General features: G+C 35.2%; 22 protein-coding genes and 1 pseudogene. 4 read left to right on the forward strand and 19 right to left on the reverse strand.

Annotated elements, in window-relative coordinates; translation table 11 throughout:
- Nucleotides 1-670 precede the first annotated feature (670 nt).
- From CVPH_RS00860 to CVPH_RS00870, 3 genes are read left to right on the forward strand one after another with little or no spacing between them, the layout of a single operon-like run.
- Nucleotides 671-910 (forward strand): putative phage head morphogenesis protein, encoded by a 240-nt coding sequence (locus CVPH_RS00860; protein WP_201341664.1) that lies wholly within the window; start codon nt 671-673, stop codon nt 908-910.
- A 16-nt stretch (nt 911-926) separates the two neighbouring features.
- A complete protein-coding gene (locus CVPH_RS00865; protein ID WP_201341665.1) occupies nt 927-1,091 on the forward strand; it encodes a hypothetical protein in 165 nt (54 codons plus the stop codon).
- 18 nt (nt 1,092-1,109) lie between these two features.
- Complete coding sequence (locus CVPH_RS00870) at nt 1,110-1,634, forward strand: hypothetical protein (RefSeq protein WP_201341666.1); 525 nt, start codon at nt 1,110-1,112, stop codon at nt 1,632-1,634.
- A 322-nt stretch (nt 1,635-1,956) separates the two neighbouring features.
- Here the strand turns inward: CVPH_RS00870 and CVPH_RS00875 are convergent.
- From CVPH_RS00875 to cmoB, 17 genes and pseudogenes are all read right to left on the reverse strand, one after another.
- A pseudogene (locus tag CVPH_RS00875) lies at nt 1,957-2,433 on the reverse strand (DUF2927 domain-containing protein); the annotation flags it as partial.
- 310 nt (nt 2,434-2,743) lie between these two features.
- Complete coding sequence (locus tag CVPH_RS00880; RefSeq protein WP_201341668.1) at nt 2,744-3,913, reverse strand: beta-barrel domain-containing protein; 1,170 nt, start codon at nt 3,911-3,913, stop codon at nt 2,744-2,746.
- Nucleotides 3,910-6,000, reverse strand: coding sequence for an ATP-binding cassette domain-containing protein (locus CVPH_RS00885; RefSeq protein ID WP_201341669.1), 2,091 nt, complete (start codon nt 5,998-6,000; stop codon nt 3,910-3,912). Before CVPH_RS00885 ends, CVPH_RS00880 begins: the two co-directional genes overlap by 4 nt.
- 17 nt (nt 6,001-6,017) lie before the next feature.
- A complete protein-coding gene (locus CVPH_RS00890; RefSeq protein WP_225879743.1) occupies nt 6,018-6,614 on the reverse strand; it encodes a hypothetical protein in 597 nt (198 codons plus the stop codon).
- Nucleotides 6,615-6,700: 86 nt separating this feature from the next.
- Entirely contained in the window at nt 6,701-7,018 is a 318-nt protein-coding gene (locus tag CVPH_RS00895; RefSeq protein ID WP_201341671.1) for a hypothetical protein, read from the reverse strand.
- 308 nt (nt 7,019-7,326) lie between these two features.
- Entirely contained in the window at nt 7,327-7,548 is a 222-nt protein-coding gene (locus tag CVPH_RS00900) for a hypothetical protein (RefSeq protein WP_201341672.1), read from the reverse strand.
- Between the two features lie 92 nt (nt 7,549-7,640).
- Nucleotides 7,641-9,212, reverse strand: a complete 1,572-nt coding sequence (locus CVPH_RS00905) for a TolC family protein (RefSeq protein WP_201341673.1) — start codon at nt 9,210-9,212, stop codon at nt 7,641-7,643.
- A 101-nt stretch (nt 9,213-9,313) separates the two neighbouring features.
- The gene (locus tag CVPH_RS00910) at nt 9,314-9,418 is read right to left on the reverse strand and encodes a hypothetical protein (protein WP_201341674.1); all 105 of its coding nucleotides are present in this window, start codon (nt 9,416-9,418) and stop codon (nt 9,314-9,316) included.
- A 37-nt stretch (nt 9,419-9,455) separates the two neighbouring features.
- Complete coding sequence (locus CVPH_RS00915; protein ID WP_201341675.1) at nt 9,456-11,993, reverse strand: SwmB domain-containing protein; 2,538 nt, start codon at nt 11,991-11,993, stop codon at nt 9,456-9,458.
- Nucleotides 11,994-12,022: 29 nt separating this feature from the next.
- A complete protein-coding gene (locus CVPH_RS00920; protein ID WP_201341676.1) occupies nt 12,023-12,265 on the reverse strand; it encodes a hypothetical protein in 243 nt (80 codons plus the stop codon).
- A 416-nt stretch (nt 12,266-12,681) separates the two neighbouring features.
- Nucleotides 12,682-12,954: a site-specific integrase gene (locus tag CVPH_RS00925; RefSeq protein WP_201341677.1), complete on the reverse strand. Its 273-nt coding sequence runs from the start codon at nt 12,952-12,954 to the stop codon at nt 12,682-12,684.
- 122 nt (nt 12,955-13,076) lie between these two features.
- Nucleotides 13,077-13,316 (reverse strand): hypothetical protein, encoded by a 240-nt coding sequence (locus CVPH_RS00930; RefSeq protein WP_201341678.1) that lies wholly within the window; start codon nt 13,314-13,316, stop codon nt 13,077-13,079.
- On the reverse strand, nt 13,309-13,536 hold the full coding sequence (locus tag CVPH_RS00935) for a hypothetical protein (protein WP_201341679.1): 228 nt from the start codon (nt 13,534-13,536) through the stop codon (nt 13,309-13,311). Before CVPH_RS00935 ends, CVPH_RS00930 begins: the two co-directional genes overlap by 8 nt.
- 11 nt (nt 13,537-13,547) lie before the next feature.
- Nucleotides 13,548-13,970 carry a hypothetical protein gene (locus CVPH_RS00940; RefSeq protein WP_201341680.1) on the reverse strand — a complete coding sequence of 141 codons (423 nt, stop codon included), beginning with the start codon at nt 13,968-13,970 and terminating at the stop codon, nt 13,548-13,550.
- Nucleotides 13,971-15,095: 1,125 nt separating this feature from the next.
- Nucleotides 15,096-15,884, reverse strand: coding sequence for a malonyl-ACP O-methyltransferase BioC (gene bioC, locus CVPH_RS00945; protein WP_201341681.1), 789 nt, complete (start codon nt 15,882-15,884; stop codon nt 15,096-15,098).
- Entirely contained in the window at nt 15,872-16,768 is an 897-nt protein-coding gene (locus CVPH_RS00950; RefSeq protein WP_201341682.1) for a metal ABC transporter solute-binding protein, Zn/Mn family, read from the reverse strand. The genes bioC and CVPH_RS00950 overlap by 13 nt, the downstream gene beginning before the upstream one ends.
- Before the next feature lie 39 nt (nt 16,769-16,807).
- Nucleotides 16,808-17,764, reverse strand: a complete 957-nt coding sequence (cmoB, locus tag CVPH_RS00955) for a tRNA 5-methoxyuridine(34)/uridine 5-oxyacetic acid(34) synthase CmoB (protein ID WP_201341683.1) — start codon at nt 17,762-17,764, stop codon at nt 16,808-16,810.
- Nucleotides 17,765-17,864: 100 nt separating this feature from the next.
- Between cmoB and CVPH_RS00960 the strand changes: the two genes are divergently transcribed.
- On the forward strand, nt 17,865-18,251 hold the full coding sequence (locus tag CVPH_RS00960; protein WP_201341684.1) for a hypothetical protein: 387 nt from the start codon (nt 17,865-17,867) through the stop codon (nt 18,249-18,251).
- 69 nt (nt 18,252-18,320) lie between these two features.
- Here the strand turns inward: CVPH_RS00960 and frr are convergent, their stop codons facing one another.
- The gene (gene frr, locus CVPH_RS00965; RefSeq protein WP_201341685.1) at nt 18,321-18,878 is read right to left on the reverse strand and encodes a ribosome recycling factor; all 558 of its coding nucleotides are present in this window, start codon (nt 18,876-18,878) and stop codon (nt 18,321-18,323) included.
- Between the two features lie 3 nt (nt 18,879-18,881).
- Entirely contained in the window at nt 18,882-19,595 is a 714-nt protein-coding gene (pyrH, locus tag CVPH_RS00970) for a UMP kinase (RefSeq protein ID WP_201341686.1), read from the reverse strand.
- Between the last annotated feature and the right edge of the window lie 28 nt (nt 19,596-19,623).

Consider the following 19,623-nt stretch of genomic DNA (forward strand, 5'->3'; position numbering starts at 1 on the left):
AAAATGAGTGATTTTAAAAACCTTAATGACAAATTAAAGTATTTATATCGAAAAGGCATGCCGGAATAACAACCCAAGGTAGTAGCTGGTCTTGTACGCTTGAATATTATCAAGACATTTGGGGCTAATAGTTCTCTTTATCGTTGTGTCTCTGGCAACCATAAGTATCCTGAGAAAGCAGTTGATGCTTGTATTTATAATTACAAGCATTGGGGGCTAACCATAAACTATGAACAGCCTCATGCCAGTTTGTAGACGAATTAAAAGAATGACTTTTATTGAAAAAAAGACTTATGCGTTGATTGTAAAAAAGCCATTTGAGTCGGAAAAAAACTATCAAAATCGTGTCAATATCCAGCAAGAATTTTTAAAGCAAGAGGCTTTAGAGATTCCCCACTGTTTGCTATGAAATACGAGCCAGCACCGCCATTAAAAGAAGTATTAAGATTACTTCAATACTAAGAAACTAAAAGTCAGTTTTGATTATCGCGATATTTGGCGTGATGAACACATCTACAGCTTCACTGTTGCTAAAGTGATGAGGATGGATATCTTAAGTGGTATTCAATCTGCGGTGCATGATAGTCTTAAGAATGGTGCAACTTTAGCGCAATTTAAAAAAGAACTAAAGCCTTTATTACAAGACAAAGGCTGGTAGGGTAAAGCGTCCATGACAGACTCGCTCACTGGCAAAACTAAAATGGCTCAATTGGGTTTACCACGGAGTTTGTATACTATTTATGATACTAACAAAAGCACCGCATATGCAGCAGGGCAATGGCAACGCATTCAACAAACTAAAGACTCACACCCATACTTACTTTATCAGTTAGGACCTAACGCTGAACACCGGCCCGAACACCAATCTTTTAGTCAATTATTACTATCTGTAGACGATCCGTTCTGGTAAAAGCACTATCCGAAAAATGCCTACGGTTGCATGTCATGTTCGTTCAGTAAGCAAAGCAGAATATCAGCAGCTTAAAAATGACAGTGTTACAGATACAAAAAAATTAGCCATTGAACAGGTAAAACAAACAAAGATGGCAAGACTGTTTACAAATCTTATGGCACTACGAAGCAATAGATAAATAAACGCACAGGGAAGATTGAAAACCTGCCAATTGGCATTGACCCTGGTTGGGAATTACAATGTTGGCAAAAATCGCAGCAGTTGGGATAAATATGGACACTTATCTGATTGTAACGGCATTGCGCTCAACACGTTTAACAAAGGCGCTTGTGCTAAGAAGCTACCTGACCAGCCGAATTGGAAAACATTAGGATTAATGTCAGCAGTACTCATACCAAATAGTTTCAAACCCAAAATACCTGCACTCCTGAAAAAACCAACTGATTTAAAGCAAGCTCTGTTAGGCGATAAAGACTCACGGATTATCATCACGCCAGTAGATGATGTGATTATTGATAGCGCTATTGTCAACTATCTAACGGAACACAGTAGAGATAAGGAAAGGTATCAGTTTGGTTCTTTAATTATTCCAACGCTAGAAAATCCAAATGAAGTGTGGTTACCACAATATAGCGGTGGCAGTATTTGTCCTAACTATATCACTTACTTATGGTTGTTATTGTTAAGATTGCCAAGGATGGACAACTGGTTTGGGACGTAATACCTGTAAATGCGAGATATACCAATAATAGTAGAATAGGTATTTTTCATCATATAAAAAAGTAGCACTTGCTGTGGGCTTAGCCAACTTAACTAAGCGTTGACTAGCATATTTTTCCATATTACCGAACCTAGTTTCAATGTAGCAAGCTGCAACAAGTGCCTAATTCCAATTATACGCTTTAATAAAATAAGTGTAAACTCTGTAATTTCACGATTAAAAAATAGTTTCTTTTTTTGAAACTTAGTTTAAAAAAACTAATCCCACGTAATCCATAGATTTTCCATTGTCACCCGCATTTATCTTGCGTCAGCCCTATTATTTATCTCTTCTTGTAATAATTAATACTAAGTTCTTGCGCTCTTAGTATGGAAGATTCAATCATGTCCCGACGCTCAAAGTCAATTAATATTTTATCCACTAAAGGACTACTTATTTTTGCACTCATGCCTGCATGAAGGTGATTGTCATAAAGAATTTTTAACAACAAATAATCTAAATCTGTTAATAAATCTAGTACACTTTTGTCATTTGTAATGGAAGGGCTAACCCAATCTGAATCATTTGGAAGTCCCATTGCTTGTGTTAATTCTTCAACAACACAAGCAGGCAATAAGCCATAACGCATTGCGTGGTCAACAGGAATAATAACCAGTGCATTGGTTAATTTGAACTTCTTATTATGCTTAAAATGTAACAAGCAGTTGCTTTGAGTGCCAAGATCTTTTATTTTGGTGTTGGTATAACGACTAATCGCTAATTTATAATACGATTTTTTGGTTAACAATATTTTAAAATTGGGTTTTTGTCGTCTTTGTTAATGGCTACTCTTGTAATTTTAGGTAGATCTTGAAGATGGTCTTGAATAAGCGTTTCGGCAATATCACCAGGCGCATTTAAATTGAAATAATCGATCCGATATCTAATAGGTTGTTGCCAACGTCTTAATTTTGTTTGTCCTTAATTGGTACTCGTTTTTATAAGCAACCCCAAAGAATGCTTTTTTGATATAACTCTTAGATTGCCATGGTGCTAATAACTCAGTACATACAATACTTGAGTAAAAACCAACTAATAATATCCACACTCCGCTCAAAAGCGACATTTGATTACTTCTCGTTAAGAGCGCCACTAAAGCCGCGGCTAATTGGCTTGGTTAAATAAGTAAACAAAGAACGTCTTCCAACTTTAACATCAATCGTACCTGACATACCTAATTTAACCTTAATCGCTTTGGATTTAACATTATCTTCATGTTCTGGGCCTTCAATTTTGACATTTACTTGATAAAAGGTTGTTTGTCTTCCTAAAGGGTCTTTGTCCAATAAAGTGTCCGAACTGATGTAATTTAGTGTGCCCTTTAAGGCACCAAAAATAGTATAATCAAATGCATCGAGTTTGATTACCACTGGCATGCCTAATTTTAGTCTGCCAATATCAACAGGATTAATTTTTGCCTCTAAAATAACACCGCCCTGAGAGGGGGACACTTCCATCAATTGCTCTCCAGCACGTAAAACACCGCCAACAGTAGTTACTTTTAACTCTTTAACAATGCCTGATACAGGTGAATGAATATTGGTATATTCTAAAACGCTTTTTTGTTTTTTAAGTTTATATATATTTTTAGCCAACTCGCCTTCCAGCTTTTCAATTTCAGCACTGGTTTTTTCGTAATATTTGTTTTTAGTATCTACCACTTTACGCTTAAAATATAATACTTTTTGTTTAGCTCTTAAAACCTCTAATTGACTAACATCGCCTGTTTTTTCTAAACCTTGAGTAATTTCCCACTCCTCAGTACTCATTGCAAGACTTTCCTCTAGCATGGACACCTCTTGATTTAAAGAGCGTTTCTTCTGAACATACAAAGCTTTTTGTGCACTCATAAAATCAGGATAATCTTGAGTTAACTCATCAAATACAATGGGTTTTTCTAAAATCTCTGCATTGGCTCTTGCTAGTGCTGACTTCAAGTGTGCCACTTGAGACCGCACCTCGTAATAGCCTGCTTGTGCGCGATCTTTTTCAAGTGTTGCTAGCAGCTGTCCCTGCTTAACATGCTCACCTTCACTGACTAGTAATTTAGATAAAACACCACCATCAGCCACTTGAATAATTTGGCTACTACCATTAGCAACCACTTTACCTTGAGAGCGAACCGTTTCATCAATATCAAATAGTGATGCCCACAGTATAAAAGCAATGAAGCCACCCAATAAAACATAAACAATCGAAAATGAATGCTCAATTTTTAATAAAATTTTCTCTAAATTCATGACTTGGTCTCTTGTGCTTTGCCAGAAAGTTGGGCAATTACATCAGCCTTTGGCCCATCCATCACTATTTGATTTTTATTAACCACAATTAAACGGTCAACCAATCCTATCATTTCCATCTTGTGCGTTACCAATACCAATGTATCTTCTGCCTTTATTGTTTTCTTAAACATGTTGATTAACAATGTTTCTAAGTTGCGATCAACAGATGCAGTTGGTTCGTCTAATAACCATATTTTTGGTGCTCGCAAAACTACCCGAGTTAAATTAAGTAATTGCTTTTGTCCACCAGATAAGCCCATTCCACCTTCAAATATTTCCTGCTCTAGCCCTTTTTCAGTAGTAGAGATAACACTATCTAATAAGCCTGTTAATTTAGATACCTCTAAAATTTTATCATCACCCGGATCGACTAAACCTAAAATTAAATTTTCTCTAAGTGTGCCTTTGAATAGTCGCCCTTCTTGTTGTAAAAAACCAATTTTTTCAGCTAAAACAGGTTTTGAAATATGGGCCAAATCAATGTCATCTAATAAAATTCGGCCAATATTAGGCTTGTACATGCCACTTAACAGGCGTAATAATGATGTTTTTCCAGAGCCAATAGGACCTAAAACACCAATTTTTTCACCTGGGTTGATTCTCATTTCTGGCAAAGCTAAAGCCGCCTTTTCGCCATAATTTATTTGTGTTTTTGCTTCAATATAGAATTCACCACGTAGATTTTCAGGCACAATAGGTGAGTCTATGCCATCATGGTCACATTTTAAATCCCAAATCACATCTAGCGATCTAATTGCTGACTTAGTATTTGCCCATTGAACTAGGTGAGATGGAATTTGTGCAACAGGTGCCAAAATTCGACCTGACAAAATAGAGCAAGCGATCAAGCCACCCATTGTTAAGCCATCACCAATCAACAATGCACCTGATGCCACCATCAGCACAAACGAAGATTGTTGAAAAAATGCCACCATATACTGAGACTGATCAGTCATTCGCTTCATCTCTAAATCATAACCACGGCCTTCGTCGGTGACATTCATCCAATTAGAAAGCATACGCCAACCACCTTGGCCCGATTTAATTGTTTCAGCGCCTTCAACTGATTCTACCAATAAACCCACTTTAAGATTAACAGATTCGTTAATATTAACTGCTAGCGCTTCTATCTTCTTATGGAAATATAATCCTGTCAAAGTTGCTATAACAAAAAATGTCATAGGCACCAAGGCTAAATAACCACCAATAGCAGCAATCAATAAAACATAAAACAGAACAAATGGAACATCAACTACCAGATAAGTCGTGATGGCGGATAAAAAACTACGTACCGACTCATAGCCCCGCATTTGCGAAGCCAAACTACCCACACTTTTTGGCAATTGATCCATGCGTAATGCCAAAAACCGCTTGTACACATCTCTAGATAGGCGTCTATCTATATTATCAATTAACTTTTCGTATAACCCTGCACGCACTAACTTAGCAATAAAATCTAATATCGTTATTGCTAACACGCCTATTGTCAGTACTAATAAAGTTTGTTGAGCGCCTGTTGGCACAACGCGATCATAAATCTGCATAGAATAAAAAGCACTAACTACAGCCACAATATTAATCAAAACTCCTGCTAAAGAAGCGTCAATTAGCCATTTCTTATGAGTAATTAATTCGGTTTTAACCATTTTAAAAATTCGACTATTACCTGTATCGAACTTTTTTTTCATTTTTATGGCAAAAATCTCATACTTGCTCAAATCATCAAGTATTACTTCTAACCAGGTATTTTTCTCTTTAGAGAACCATTCTGACACCCATTCGCCTTTGGCATTAAAACTTTTAAGGATGCCCCATTGCTGGAATTCATCAAAAATCAATAAAGGCAACAAAGAGGGGTCATTAATAGATTTTAATGCTTTAGGATTAGGAATTAATAATGCATGGCATACATTGCGCAACATTGCCATTTTTTCAATTGAGTCACTGTATTCATCCTCAACAACTTGTTGTAATTCTAAAGCATCAAAACGAGACCTTTGCAACTGTGATAAACGCTGCAAACTGGATAATAAACTTTGCTCCATATATGTACTATCAAGGGTTACTTAGAAAATTTAGAAGTAATGTTTTTTTGCACAGCACCTAACACGGGTAAGGAATTATTATTCTTTAAAAGTTGTGCTGGATAGACTTTATTTAAAAAGTCCGCACTAATTTTAGCAATAGATAACGCTTTTCTACTTGTGTTAAATTCTAACACAGGAAAGGTTTGAGTAATATTAGCTTTAAATAACTTGGCCTCTTCAATTGGCAAATCAATTGCAACTAATTTATTAAAATTACTTTTCTTAGAGGATAGATATACAAACATTTTTTGAGTATCAGCATTGTATGTTGGATTAGAAAAATAAAGAGCTCCGAGCACGTTAATAATGCTCGTGTTAACAAAGTCTAAATAAACATCTTCACTACGACTTTGTCTTTGTTTTTTCTCATCAGAAAGAGAGGTATCAGACTCCAATGCTTGATTATAAATAACCGTTTTTTCCTTATGTCTCTGTTCTACAAGATAGTCTTTAACCTCAGTTTCTTTCTGGACTGAAATAACTCTTTTATCAAAAGCTTTACTGGTTTCAAATTCACGCTTGATTAAAGATAATGCTCGCGGATTGTACTTTATATTTTCAGGTGGTTTCATATTAAATAATGGCACGTTTGATTTTCTTGAGAGCCATTTTTTTAACTTAAAACTAGCCTCTTCTACAATATACTCTAAAGGCGTTGTTAAGGCGTTGTTATTTTTTTAAGCAGTTGAGAGGCTAATTTATTGCCTGAATTGTTATCAGAAAAATTACTTAAATAACTCTCAGCACTTGATATGTCGCCACTATTATATAAACACAATGCGTATTCATAGCCAACATAATACTTTTGTAAGCACTCTTGTGCTTGAATGGTTAATTCTGTATATCGAAAAGATGTAATTTTGGGTGTTGAAACACGCTTAACAACTGGGGTGTTTTTAGCGGCTGGAGAGGCTGCTACTACTTCTTTATTTAAGCCATTCTTTTTCTGCTTGCCACTATCAGCAGCAAAAAACAATTCTTTCTCACTACTTGATTTTAATTGATTGCTTTGGTTGGGCTAAATTTTACCAAAAGAGCACCCTGAAAGCATCGTAATAACTATACCCAACGCTAAAATATATTTAACTAAACTCATATTCTTATCCATATTTTTTATAAATAAAGTCGCCAAAATGAGAGATGAATTATAACGCTATAACACTCGTTTAGTGTATTTTTTCACTTTTTACATTCACTTCAAAAATAAGTTTCTTTATTAGTGCTGCTTCTTACGCCATATAATCTTTTTAGTGGATTGCTCGTTGTTAAGAAGGGTTTTTGTATTTAATTTAATTTTAAATATTTTTTCACTAAGGCTTTTTGATTTTCTTCATCTTTCTTAACATTGTATGTTTTGTCTTGCGTACTTTTAGCACTTTTAAATTCAGCAATTTTATTAAGGTATTGATGCTGAGAGTTAACATTATTTTTACGCCGCACACTTTTACCCAAGGCATTGGATATGACTTTAACTACTTCATTTTGTTTTTTTCTTGTAACTAACACTTCTTTTCTTTTGATTGGTTTTTGTATGGCATTGCTTTGTTTTTTATCCTACTCTTGCTTAATACTTATCTGCTCTTTTTGCGTAATGTCCTCTACTGGATTAATTTTTGTTGTCTTTTTTGAATAGCAGCTTTAGTTAATTTTTCACGACTAGGCTTTTCTTCTTTATCAAAAAACTCTACAAATGTTACGAAATCTCTTTTCTTTAAAGACGATTTAAAGTTTTTAGTACTATCAATATCAAAGTACCAGATAATTTTTTCTACTGGCTTTTCATCAGGTATGACAAAATTTAGTATTTTATCAATGACACTTTGCTCTTCTTTAGGGCTCATTGTTGGATGCCACAATATCTTATCTGTTCGATTAAGTGCCAAACTTTCATTAAAAGTTGTCACAACAGCGCCAATATCTTCAACATAAACAAAAATACGCCAATTCGCTAGTATTATCTCGCCGTAAACACTAGCCAATTGAGACTCCAATTGAGAAACCTCACGAATGGAGTTCATAACATCTTGCCATGTTTTTCTACCTGCCAAGAATTGTCGATAATAGGACTTTCGTACTTTTTCTGTATTGGCCAGTGATGACTCAAGCAACGCTTTTTGTTTTTTCAAAGAGATGGAGGACATCCAATCTAGTTCAATTTGCTGCGCGACTTTACTTTCTTCGTCTTTAATTTTTGCTTGTAGAGACTGATAGCGACTCTTAATTTGTCTAGTTTGTGAAAAATTAGACAAGCCTGCACCAAAACTACTGTTAAATTCAATAAAAACACGATTTTCAGTCTTGGCATCTTTATCAATAAAACTACCCCATTGGCGTTCCAATTTAAGATTAACACCTGGATAAAGTTTGGCACGACTTTGATCTAGTTCAGCCTCAATCACCAAACTTTCCGCTCTAATTTGCTTAACTCTAGGATTGGTTAGTAATGCCTTTTTACTTAATTTGGCTTGACTAGTTTTAAACTTAACAATACTAAAGTCTCTAATTAAATCTTTTGGATCTAGCGAAGTGCCCAATAGCTCTTCCAAATTAAGCAGACTATTTTCATGTTGAATAATAGCCGAATTAAGGCCTGCTTCTGCCTGGGTTGAACGTGAATTTGCCAAATTTAAATCACTACTAGAAGACAAACCTTGTTTAATGCGACGCCTTAAACGGGCGCGTAATATGTCATGCTCCTCTTGACTCTTACTATACGACTTTTTTTTTAAATAACTGTCATACCATTTACTATAAGCATTGATTACTTTTAAAGCCAAATCTTGCTGTGCAACCTTGGTTAATGCCTGAGCTGATAAAAGCTGAGCTCTTGATTTTGCCAAGCCTGCATCAATAGATCCACCCGCCCAAAGTGGTTGCGTTAAACTGATAACTAAAACACGACTATCACCATTTTTATAACTAAGGTCTGTACTAGAACTATCAACTTGGCTTACTGAAAACTTAGGGGTTGGAAAATATTGCCATTTAGCACTGGTAATCTCATTTTTAGCAGCTTCCTCTAAAAAAACATTACTTTTAATAGAAGGGTGATAGGCAATTGCCTTATTGATTAAATCAGATAAATTAAACCCACCTTTTGATTGCTCTTGTGCGCTCACACCGCCAAGGAAAAAGCCAAAAAATAATAATAGAACTGTTCCTTTAATCATTTTAAGTCTACAACACAATTAAGTTGTTCACCTCAAAATCAGATAAAGTCAACGCACCTGTGCCAATACCAGATAAGGTGATACTTAAATCTGTGCCACTATTATCTATCATTAGTATCAATATTAATCACAACATCCCCACTAGAACTAGCATCTGTGATGCTTAAAAAGTTACTCAAAGTATCTCCTGCTTGATAACTTAGCAAGTCTTTAAGACTTAGTCTATCGCTATTATTACCCTGCCTATGACAAAATCAGTGATGGTATCATTGCCGTCGGTTGTAGCGTTGTAATCAAAAGAAAAGTATCAACACCATCATTTCCTGTAAGCGTATCATCGCCTAAACCTCCTATAAAAGTGTCGTTAGAACTTATGCCAGCTAATGGAGTATCAGCATCTTTTGTGCCAATTTTCAAGTTATTAACCAAATTACCTGCCTTGTCTTTTAGATGATAGCTATCGCTACTAGGTCTGGTGTAGCTTACATCAATAGCACTAGCATCATCAACTGTATTCTGAATAGAAAGATATGCCTTGTTACCATCAGTTTTCACTTTAGTAACTGTGTTACCCTCAACAGTAAATGCACCTGTTGCAGTGCTGGTTGTTGCATTAATAGAAGATAAGTCTTCGCTAAAAATTAGAATAATCGTGTTACCACTACCTTCTGTTGATTGATATTCAGGCGCAATACTATCAACAATAACTTTATAATTAATGCTTAAAATAGCCTTATTTCCAGCCTTGTCGGTTTGACGTATTTTAATGTCTTGTGCCTCATAGGCGGTGTTTGCCGTCAGGCTGAAAGAATACTTAGTATCGCTAGAATTACCATTATTGTCTGCTGTCCAATCTTCACCACTATTTAGTGAATACTCCCAAGTAGCGCTCGTCTCTATATTGCTCACCTCAACAGTGGCAATACTGGTAGTGTGATCTGAGGTAGGTAAGCTTTTATCTATTAATTTAATAGTGGGTGCATTGACCGTAGCATCAACGCTGAAGTTTTTTAAATCCGACATAACACTCACATTATCCGACTTGTCAATAATTTTAACGCCTAATTCGTAAGCTTTTCTATCGGCTGAATTATCAAGGCTTAATGTTACTGTCTTACTTCCTTTGGCGATATCTTGGCTGTCAAGTGTAAAAGAGTTGGCTAATTTTTCTCCTTTATTGTAAAAGAACAACCCGCCTCCTGCAATAGCACTAGCGCCACTAATATCAACGATAATACTTAGCACATTATCATCTGTTAGTACGTTGTTTCCCACTTCGCCTGTAACATCTCCTTTGTCGTCAAAAATACTACTAATGGTTGGCTGTGAAGGGGGTGTATTATTAACACTATAAGCTTTGCTTGCTATACCGCTAATGCTATTTCCTGCCAAGGCCTTAACATTATCACTTTGATTGTATGCTACACTAATTTCAGCTGATGCTGATATCACATTGCCTGAGATATAAATCAATACTTTTTTACCATTGGTTTCAACTCTGCCGATTGTTTGGTTAGTGCCATTAATAGTAATGGCAAAGGAGTTATTGTCAAAAGTAGCAGGTTTTACGATATCTTCATCAAACGTAAGTGTAATTTGGCTTTCTTTAACTGTATCGCTATTGTCTTCAAAAATTCTGACAAAATCTAAATCGCCATCTGGCTTATGGATGGCTGCTTTATCATCACTATCATAAACAACAGCGCTTGTTAGCGTTATGCACCCATCGCCACCATCCAAAATATATTCTACTTTAGCGCCTTTTTCAATGTTGCCGATTATTGTCGTCTCATTACTGGTAATGCCGTCCGCACTATTTGCACCAGTGTCCTCCTTTAAGTTGAGCGTTAATTCCTCAACATTACCATCAAAAGTGATTAAATACGCATCTGATAACGCACTTTGATTACCCGCTTGATCAATAATTCTTACCTTAAAATTATAATCTTTATTAGCCTTATTATCACCTGTAGTCAAAGCTGACAATGCCACATCTTTCCAACCTTTCTCAATATCAGCTTCACTCAGCCTTACATATTTAGAATGCGTGTAACCTGTACCGTTATCTTTCATCACCTGAATTCTATCGCTTTTTTCCGTAATAATATCGTTATCGCCATTCAAACCAAATGCCGTAGCAATATTCCCATTAGTAGCGCTAATTTGAGCAGACGTAAAATCTGATAAATCAGTGTCTACATTACTACTATCTTGAAATAATTGACGTGTGGCTATTTCAGTTAACATATTAAGATTAACAGTCATGTCGCCACCATTTGAACTAGCAATAACGCGTAAATCTTTGTTTTGGCCTGTGCCTTCATCTAAATAATCTGCGCCTGTTCCTGCATCTTTCAAGCGAATAAGAATATTACCCGTGTAAGCTTCGTTGACTTTTATCGTAAACGAGCCAGCATCTTTAAAACTAATTGTTGTTTTTAATATTTCTCCATCCTTGCCATAAACCTCAATTGTATAAGCACTCGTATCAAAAATCTGCCCTGCACTAATACTATCTAAAATAGTAAATATAGTTGTATCACCACCAGAACCAGAGCCCGAACCACCACCTGCCAACCTAAGCGCACCTAGAGTACCTGTACCCAAAGTTGACAATGACCACGAAGAGTCTGGACTCACGTGTGATTGACCTAAAAATTGCAACAACGCGTTATCGCCAGAGGCTATTTCTTGAAGTACGGACTTATCACCATAAGTATAAACAACCTCAGTACTATCGGCCAAAACCATAGACTGATTGCCAACAATATGATGCAACATTCCTAAAGCAGGCAAAGAAATCACGCAGCTCAAATCAATACAGGCTGAAAAACAACCATGGTAGAGTCATCTAATAATAAAGATAAATCATCATCCACCTTCTTGGCAATAACATCAAAATCCACATCTAATACTTTATTATTTTGTTGAAAAATAATTTTATAAGCTTTGCTGTGCTTATCTTGAACCTGATTAACAACAATATTTTTCTGCTTTAAAGCACCAGAATTAATTGCTTGTTGTGCTTTAATTTGTTGTTTATTTTCCACCATATTTTCCTTATAAAAACTTTGGATGTTCTATTAGAAAGTATTAACTTCATTAGAATTATGCGCCAAAAACTTAGTAAGATACTAAATTTCAGCATTATACACAATCAAAAGTTTATTTTTCCCATGAATTGCTAAACTCGACAAAGTCGCCTTTGATAAAAATGATTACTTGTATAGTATTGCAAATAACTTAAAGTATTAACATTTAACCAACATTAACAAAAAATATTTACATATATATGTAAAAAAATTATATAAATAAAGTTATAATAGAAAATAGTATTGGGTCTCTCTCACATCAGCCATCAGCCATCAGCCATCAGCCATCAGCCATCAGCCATCAGCCATCAGCCATCAGCCATCAGCCATCAGCCATCAGCCATCAGCCATCAGCCATCAGCCATCAGCCTTACTCTCTACCATAACTTTTTGAAAGTGCTCTGTAAATGTTTGCAAGCCTTGTTGCTTTTCTGACAGATGTTTGCTATGGTCATAATGCTTAAATCAATGCTTAAATCAATGCTTGTTAATCCATGACCTTGAATTAAATTTCGGGTTTCTCTACTAATCATAGCATCTACCATTAAGCGTTTGCATGTTCTACGTAAATCCTTCAATACAAAATGCTCGTGCCCTTCATTGTGCTTAATGTATTTTCTAATAGCTGTAGAAACGGCATTGACAGTCAATGGTGCTCTGCCTGTATAAGTAAATAGCTAGTTTAAATTTTGTGTGGTTTTTCGCACTTCTTCTAAAATAGCAAGTGCTATTTTGGTCAAAGGCACAACATGTTTTTTTAGTCCGATTTTCCTTACAATCTATAAAGAGTAACTGTGCAACGTTGAAAATCATAATCAGACCAGCAACAAGCCAAAAGTTGTTTAGGGCGCTGATCACCGCAAGCAATAACTAGTTTGATTGCATGGGAAGTTAACAAACCCACATTAGGAATGGCGTCAATATTTTGACATAATTTCGTCACCTCGTCATCTGTTAAAGCTCGTTCGTGTACACGCTCATAATCACGCTGTAGTGGAATTTCATCAATCAACAGGGTTGGTTTTTAAATCAAAGTGTTTGGTATGCCCATAACGTTGACGAGGGTCATTCTGGCTTCGGAGTACATAGTTAAACGCAGCGCATAAATATGATTTCATGCGATTAACGTCAGTAGTAATATCTTTGTTTATCATGCAACGAAGCACTTTAACAAAATCTTCAGGTACTACTTTTTTGGCTAACTTTTCTGCCAGTTGAGGAAGGGGTCTCAATACATATAAATCTAAATGATACTCAACATTATTTGCGCTTGTTTTCTTTTGATTTTTAAGATAAGCAACGTAAACTTACAGCAAGTCTTCAAGTGTGCCTTGCTTAGCCTTTTCTTCTTGCTGTATTTCAATGTCCTTAATTCGAACTTTTTCTTGTAAGAGACGTTCCTTAAGATTGGGTAAGATACTTTTAGGTTAGCCAGTTTAATTGCCTTAGCCCTGATTTCTTTGAGGGACAAACCCACACCTTTATAGATATAGCTACCAATTTTGACTCTAATATCTCTGCCTTCCATTCTATACCTATAATATGCCTCTTTAACACCTCGAGTATTACATTCAAACAAAAGTGCACCAGCTCCTCTAGCACCACCTTTTTCTGAAATTTTACCCCGCTTCACATTGTTTAATTTTGCACTTGTTATATTTGCCATTGCCGCTGCCGCCCTATCAACACTTTGTTAAAATCTAACTATATTCACTCCCTGTTTATACTCAAAAATAGAATTTTTTAGATTAATTTTCTTAAAAAATCAAAAAAACTCCCCGTATCACTCCCTATGTTTAATAACATAATTCATTCTTTAATGATTTATACTTTTCCATTTATCGCTTTTCTCAGTCTTATGTGGTTAGTTTCTATAATTTTTCTAAAATCATAACTCTGTTTAATTTAAAAAAATTATACTATTAATATATGGGTTTTAAATAAAACCCTGACTTTCAGTCACGGTGTAACCTCCAGTTTCACCTTAAACGACGTCGTTTAAGTAGATGCCTCAAAAAAGGGGGGAGTAATAGACACCAAAAACTGGACCATAGGTACCCTTACTGAGTTTTCAGGAAGTTCTGGCATACAATGGACTGTTTCAGTCATCCCGCCTTCAGGTGCAAATGCCATTGATGTTACTGTGGCTCGTCTAAAAATAGAAAAAACAGGGCTGACAGATATCTATGGCAATGATCCTTTTGATATAAACCACTATGGGATATAGGTAGTTTTGAAAAGTAGAGAAACTTAAAATTTGAGTAAATCCTTTTAAGTGTAAAGACTTTCAGAGATTAGAAACAATCAAGTTTTAAGTTTGTTTTGAAAAATAATTGTTAGTTTCAATACTTTTTTTATACAAAAAAGTATCAGTTAATTAATAAATAAATATCTATTAAACATCAATTAATCGCTAATTTTATTACTTTAGTAGTTGGTAATTATCAATTCTACAAATTTCTTACCTTCTTTTTTTCTACTAGGCGTATATTTCAGTTCAGTAGTACTAATATTGAATTCAGAAAATATGTCCCTCATTTCTTTGCAACGTCAATTAAAGGCAAGATTATCATCACACTTAATGATTGTGATGAGATGCGCAAGGCATTTAGTAAGTTCAACATCAGGACTAAATATACGCTAAGCAGAAAGAACAAGTATAAAAAATCTACAGAACTGATTATTTGTAATTTTTAACGCATAAAATGCAAGATAGTTTATTTTTTGTAAACTTCAAATAATATTATTTATCTTGCGTGCGTATATTAGTAAATACTTTAATTAATTTTTTTTATTGACTTTCAAGTGCGATATTACCAATATTAGTTGTTTTTTTCCACGCATGTCCATAAATTACTTCGTAAGTGGCTGGTAATTTTCCATTATTTTTGTAAGATTCATACATTTTAATCATCAGTTGAAACTTGTTTTTACCAGTTAGGGATTTTGAGCCTTTAGTGACTGTTTGGGCGCCAATGGCTTTAAGATCGCGCAATAAATCAATGACTGTTTGATAAGTGAGCGTCAAAGTTTCCATTTCCATCACAGGATTTTGAAATCCGTTTTGTAACATTTGATCACCAATGTCGTGCATGTCAATAAAAGTATTAACATGTGTTTTATCATCCACAATTGACCAACTTTTTTTTAACTCTTTAAGTGTGTCTGGACCAAAAGTAGAGAACAAAAATAACCCATTGTTTTTAAGCACGCGAAAACATTCTGAAAACAAAATGTTAAGGTCTGGACACCACTGCATCATCAAGTTAGAAGTGATCATATCAATACTATTATCTAGTAGTGGCAAATGATTAGCATTAGCACAAATCTTGCTGCTAGATGGGTTGTGTTTTAAGGGCTGCTGGGCAAAGTCTAGACAAATAATTTTTGAGTCTGAAAAGCGCTTAGTTAGTTGCTGGCTAAGTAAACCGGTGCCAGCACCAAGATCAAGAATGATGTCAGCTTTGGATGAAATGGCATTAAGTTTTTGATCCAACCTAACAGCAATTTCTTTTTGTAAAAATGCATGATTATTATAATTATTTGAGGCTTTATTAAAGGCAAATCTTACCTGAGACATTGGACAATTTTATTGGTGATATTATGCATTAGTTTAAAATAATGGCTAGATCCTTGCTGAATATTAAAACCTATAATGTCAATGTTTGCTGAATTTATATTTAGACCTTTGATTAATGAATTAGTGCGTTTTTTTGGTACTTCTATGGTGGTGAGTAAACACTTTGTTTGTGTATTTCTCATTATCTTTTTAGACTCAAGCATTTTAAATATACTCAACCTTTCACCGTGGTAACTCATAATATTGATTGATTTATTTAAATGATTGGCATTGGTAAAATAATCAAAAGTATTGGAGTAACTTGCAAGTACTTTAGGTTTATAGACTGATAATTTTTGATTAATATCTTGTTTGAGTTTGTCTAAATTTTTGTTAAGTTTGTCTAAATTAGTTGTGTAATTCGATTGGTTATCAGGATCAATTTTAATCAATCTTTCAATTAATTTTTTTGCAAATATTTGCATATTATTTACATCTAGCCAAAGGTGATAATTGACCTTCTCCTGATGTTCGTCATGCTCATGTTCTTTACGCTCTTCATTATGTTCCTCATTGCGAATAAGATGAATATTTTTTACATTGCCAATAATTAGTTTTTTGTTAGCATCAAGATTAGCCAATACTTTTTTAAGTCGGCCTTCAAAAGTAGGGTGAATAAAAATAGCTAAGTCCGCATGATTCAATAAAGATAATTGGGAGGGTTTGAGATGAGTGTGATGCGCTGACTGATTGGTCTTCAGTAATAATTTTGGCTCTGTTATTCCTTGAGTTAGGTTGCTAACAATAGAGTGAATGGGCTTAATACTAACTACAATATTTAGTGCCGCAAAGATATTTGCAGAAAGTAACAGCGTTATTATTGTTAAGGGTGAACGAAAAATCATAATATTTTTTTCTAAAAAAGAATAATTATACTACTCAATTTATTTTTGACAAATAAAAATTGCACGCTTAGGCGCTGGCAACCCTTCGATGGTTAAGTCGCTATTGTTTGGGTCAAGAAAGTCTTTAAGAGATTGTGTGTTATTGCCAATCCAATAGGTTGCTCGTTGTTCTTTTGATGTGGTTTTTGTAATGTTCAACAACTTAATGTTTTTAAATTCTGCATCTTCAAGCCAAGTGCGCAGTTTATTTTCTGATGGTAAGCAGTAAACGTTTCGCATTTTAGCATAACGTCCTTTTGGAATGATTTTTTCAACTTTTTCCAAATCAATAATGAGCGTTTCTAAGATGAGCTCTCCACCTAGTCTCATAACATCTTTTAGTTGTTTTAAATGCAACCTATGATCTTTTTGGTGATATAAAACACCCATTGAAAATACCGTATCAAACAAAGGTTTTTGGGGTATTTCTTCTAGGCGTAATGGTAGTACAAACGCATTTGGTGGATTGTTAATTAAGGTGTGAATGGCTTGAAATTGATAATTAAATAATAAGAATGGCTCAATGCCTAGTGCAATTTTAGCATTTGACATGGCCATGAGATAAGTAAAGTATCCATTGCCAGAACCAACATCAAGCACAACCTTATCTTTGAGTGGCTTGATATGAGGAATGATTCTATGCCATTTCATATCACCACGCCATTCGCTATCAAGTTGCAAATCGCCAATTTGATAAGGCCCTTTGCGCCAGGGTATAAGCTGTTTTAAAGATTTTTCCAAAGTGGGATTATTAATACGGTGAGCGCTAATGTTCAAATAAGGCGTTATAAAATCAAGACTGCCAGTATTTTGAGTTTTAATTTGTTCAATGGCTTGTTCCCATTTTGGTATATTGCCGTTATTTGCATTAAATGCACGGGTTGATAAGTTGATAAGTTGTGTGCATATCAAATCTAATTGTGTTGATGTGGCACATTTATAAAAATCACTAAGCATAAATTTATGTAAAGATGGCTATCCTATAATAAGTAGTATAAAATATAGAATCAAAAGGGGGAATAAGTCAACTTTTTTTGAATAATTTGGAGATATAAAAATGATAAATAAAACACTGAGTCTTGTCATAACGTTTGCATTAGTAGGCAGTGTAATGGCTGGTGGAGACGATCGTGATATGGGACCTGTTGAGCCAATTTTTGATAAAGTTGTGGTGAAGGGTGAGCATAATATTGTCACAATGACACTAACTGACACCTCTAAGGCGGTGATTGGCCAGACTACAACCGGTATTCCAGTGACAATAGCAGCACATGAGGCTTGTAAAGATAGACTTGATTTATCTAATATCAACATAGAAAGATTCAAACAAGCATTTGCGAGTGGGTTTTTGTATAATACAGGTCCGCTTGATGAAATGGGTACATTGTTCTCACCAAAGAGATGGGAAGATTATTCCACCTGTGTAGAAAATCATCAAGATTAGCACTTATTAAGTCAATAAAAAGCCCGTTTTATATCGGGCTTTTTATTGACTAGCTGTTTAAAACCTAGATTAAATTTCTAATAGAGCATTTTCTTTTTCATCAAGTTTGGTTTCTATTTCTTTAATATGCGCATCAGTAATTTTTTGAATATCATCCTCTGCTTTTCTAGCCTCATCCTCTGAAATTTCCTTTTCTTTTAACAGTTCTTTAAAATCAGAATTGGCGTCTCGGCGAATATTGCGGATGGCAACCTTAGCTTGCTCTGCTTCATCTTTGACGACTTTTACCAACTCACCTCGGCGCTCTTGGGTAAGTGGCGGTAAAGGAATACGCATGACTTGTCCCATAGTTTGTGGGTTAAGCCCTAAATCTGATGTCATAATGGCTTTTTCAATCACAGCAACCATGTCCTTTTCCCATGGAGACACTTTAAGCGTACGTGAATCCTCTGCACTGATATTGGCTACTTGGGACAGTGGTACCATAGAGCCATAATAATCCACATGAATTTGCTCAAGTAGTGATGGGTGTGCGCGACCTGCTCTAATTTTACTAAAAGCACTTTCAAGTGAGGTGACACTTTTATTCATTCTGCTTTGTGCGTCTTGTTGTATTTCATTTAACATAATTTATTTCCTTATGATGGTGCCCAAAGGCTCACCTTTTAAAATATCTGATAATGTGTTGGTGTTTTCTAGCATACTGAATGCACAAATTTCTAAATCATGTTCACGACATAGTGCAAATGCAGATATATCCATAATTTGAAGATTTTTCTCAATTGCTTCATCAAAACTTAATGAATCATAGCGTTTTGCATTAGGATTTTTGATAGGGTCGCTAGTATAAACGCCATCTACTTTGGTGGCTTTAAATACAATATCTGCATCAATTTCAATAGCGCGTAATGCTGCGCCAGTGTCAGTGGTAAAACATGGGCTGCCTGTGCCTGCACAAAAAATGACGACCTTGCCCTTGTTTAAAGCTTGTTTAGCACGCACGTGGTTAATCGAATCACATACACCACCACCAATTGGAAAACCAGACATGACCAGCGCATCAACCTTATTTTTTTGACAAGCATCTGCAATAGCGAGTGCATTCATAACTGTTGCTAACATACCCATATGGTCACCAGTAATACGATTCATGCCAGCTTGTGCGAGTGCTGCACCTCTAAAAATATTACCGCCACCAACAACAATTGCTATTTCAACATTTTGACTAAGTACTGATTTGATAATATCAACCACTTTGTTTAATGTTGCTGGGTCAATTGTATTTTCAGTGCTGGCTAAGGCCTCACCACTGAGTTTTAATAAGATGCGTTTGTATTTACTCATTAACGTGCGCTAAAGTCATAATATTGGG

This window comes from Abyssogena phaseoliformis symbiont OG214, from assembly GCF_016592595.1.
GTDB lineage: Bacteria > Pseudomonadota > Gammaproteobacteria > PS1 > Pseudothioglobaceae > Ruthia.

Coding starts and splice junctions, on each gene's coding strand:
- CVPH_RS00860 (WP_201341664.1), top strand. CDS start 671: ATGACAGACTCGCTCACTGGCAAAACTAAAATGGCTCAATTGGGTTTA.
- CVPH_RS00865 (WP_201341665.1), top strand. CDS start 927: ATGCCTACGGTTGCATGTCATGTTCGTTCAGTAAGCAAAGCAGAATAT.
- CVPH_RS00880 (WP_201341668.1), bottom strand. CDS start 3,913: ATGAATTTAGAGAAAATTTTATTAAAAATTGAGCATTCATTTTCGATT.
- CVPH_RS00885 (WP_201341669.1), bottom strand. CDS start 6,000: ATGGAGCAAAGTTTATTATCCAGTTTGCAGCGTTTATCACAGTTGCAA.
- CVPH_RS00890 (WP_225879743.1), bottom strand. CDS start 6,614: ATGAAACCACCTGAAAATATAAAGTACAATCCGCGAGCATTATCTTTA.
- CVPH_RS00905 (WP_201341673.1), bottom strand. CDS start 9,212: ATGATTAAAGGAACAGTTCTATTATTATTTTTTGGCTTTTTCCTTGGC.
- CVPH_RS00915 (WP_201341675.1), bottom strand. CDS start 11,993: ATGTTGCATCATATTGTTGGCAATCAGTCTATGGTTTTGGCCGATAGT.
- CVPH_RS00920 (WP_201341676.1), bottom strand. CDS start 12,265: ATGGTGGAAAATAAACAACAAATTAAAGCACAACAAGCAATTAATTCT.
- CVPH_RS00940 (WP_201341680.1), bottom strand. CDS start 13,970: ATGGCAAATATAACAAGTGCAAAATTAAACAATGTGAAGCGGGGTAAA.
- bioC (WP_201341681.1), bottom strand. CDS start 15,884: ATGTCTCAGGTAAGATTTGCCTTTAATAAAGCCTCAAATAATTATAAT.
- CVPH_RS00950 (WP_201341682.1), bottom strand. CDS start 16,768: ATGATTTTTCGTTCACCCTTAACAATAATAACGCTGTTACTTTCTGCA.
- cmoB (WP_201341683.1), bottom strand. CDS start 17,764: ATGCTTAGTGATTTTTATAAATGTGCCACATCAACACAATTAGATTTG.
- CVPH_RS00960 (WP_201341684.1), top strand. CDS start 17,865: ATGATAAATAAAACACTGAGTCTTGTCATAACGTTTGCATTAGTAGGC.
- frr (WP_201341685.1), bottom strand. CDS start 18,878: ATGTTAAATGAAATACAACAAGACGCACAAAGCAGAATGAATAAAAGT.
- pyrH (WP_201341686.1), bottom strand. CDS start 19,595: ATGAGTAAATACAAACGCATCTTATTAAAACTCAGTGGTGAGGCCTTA.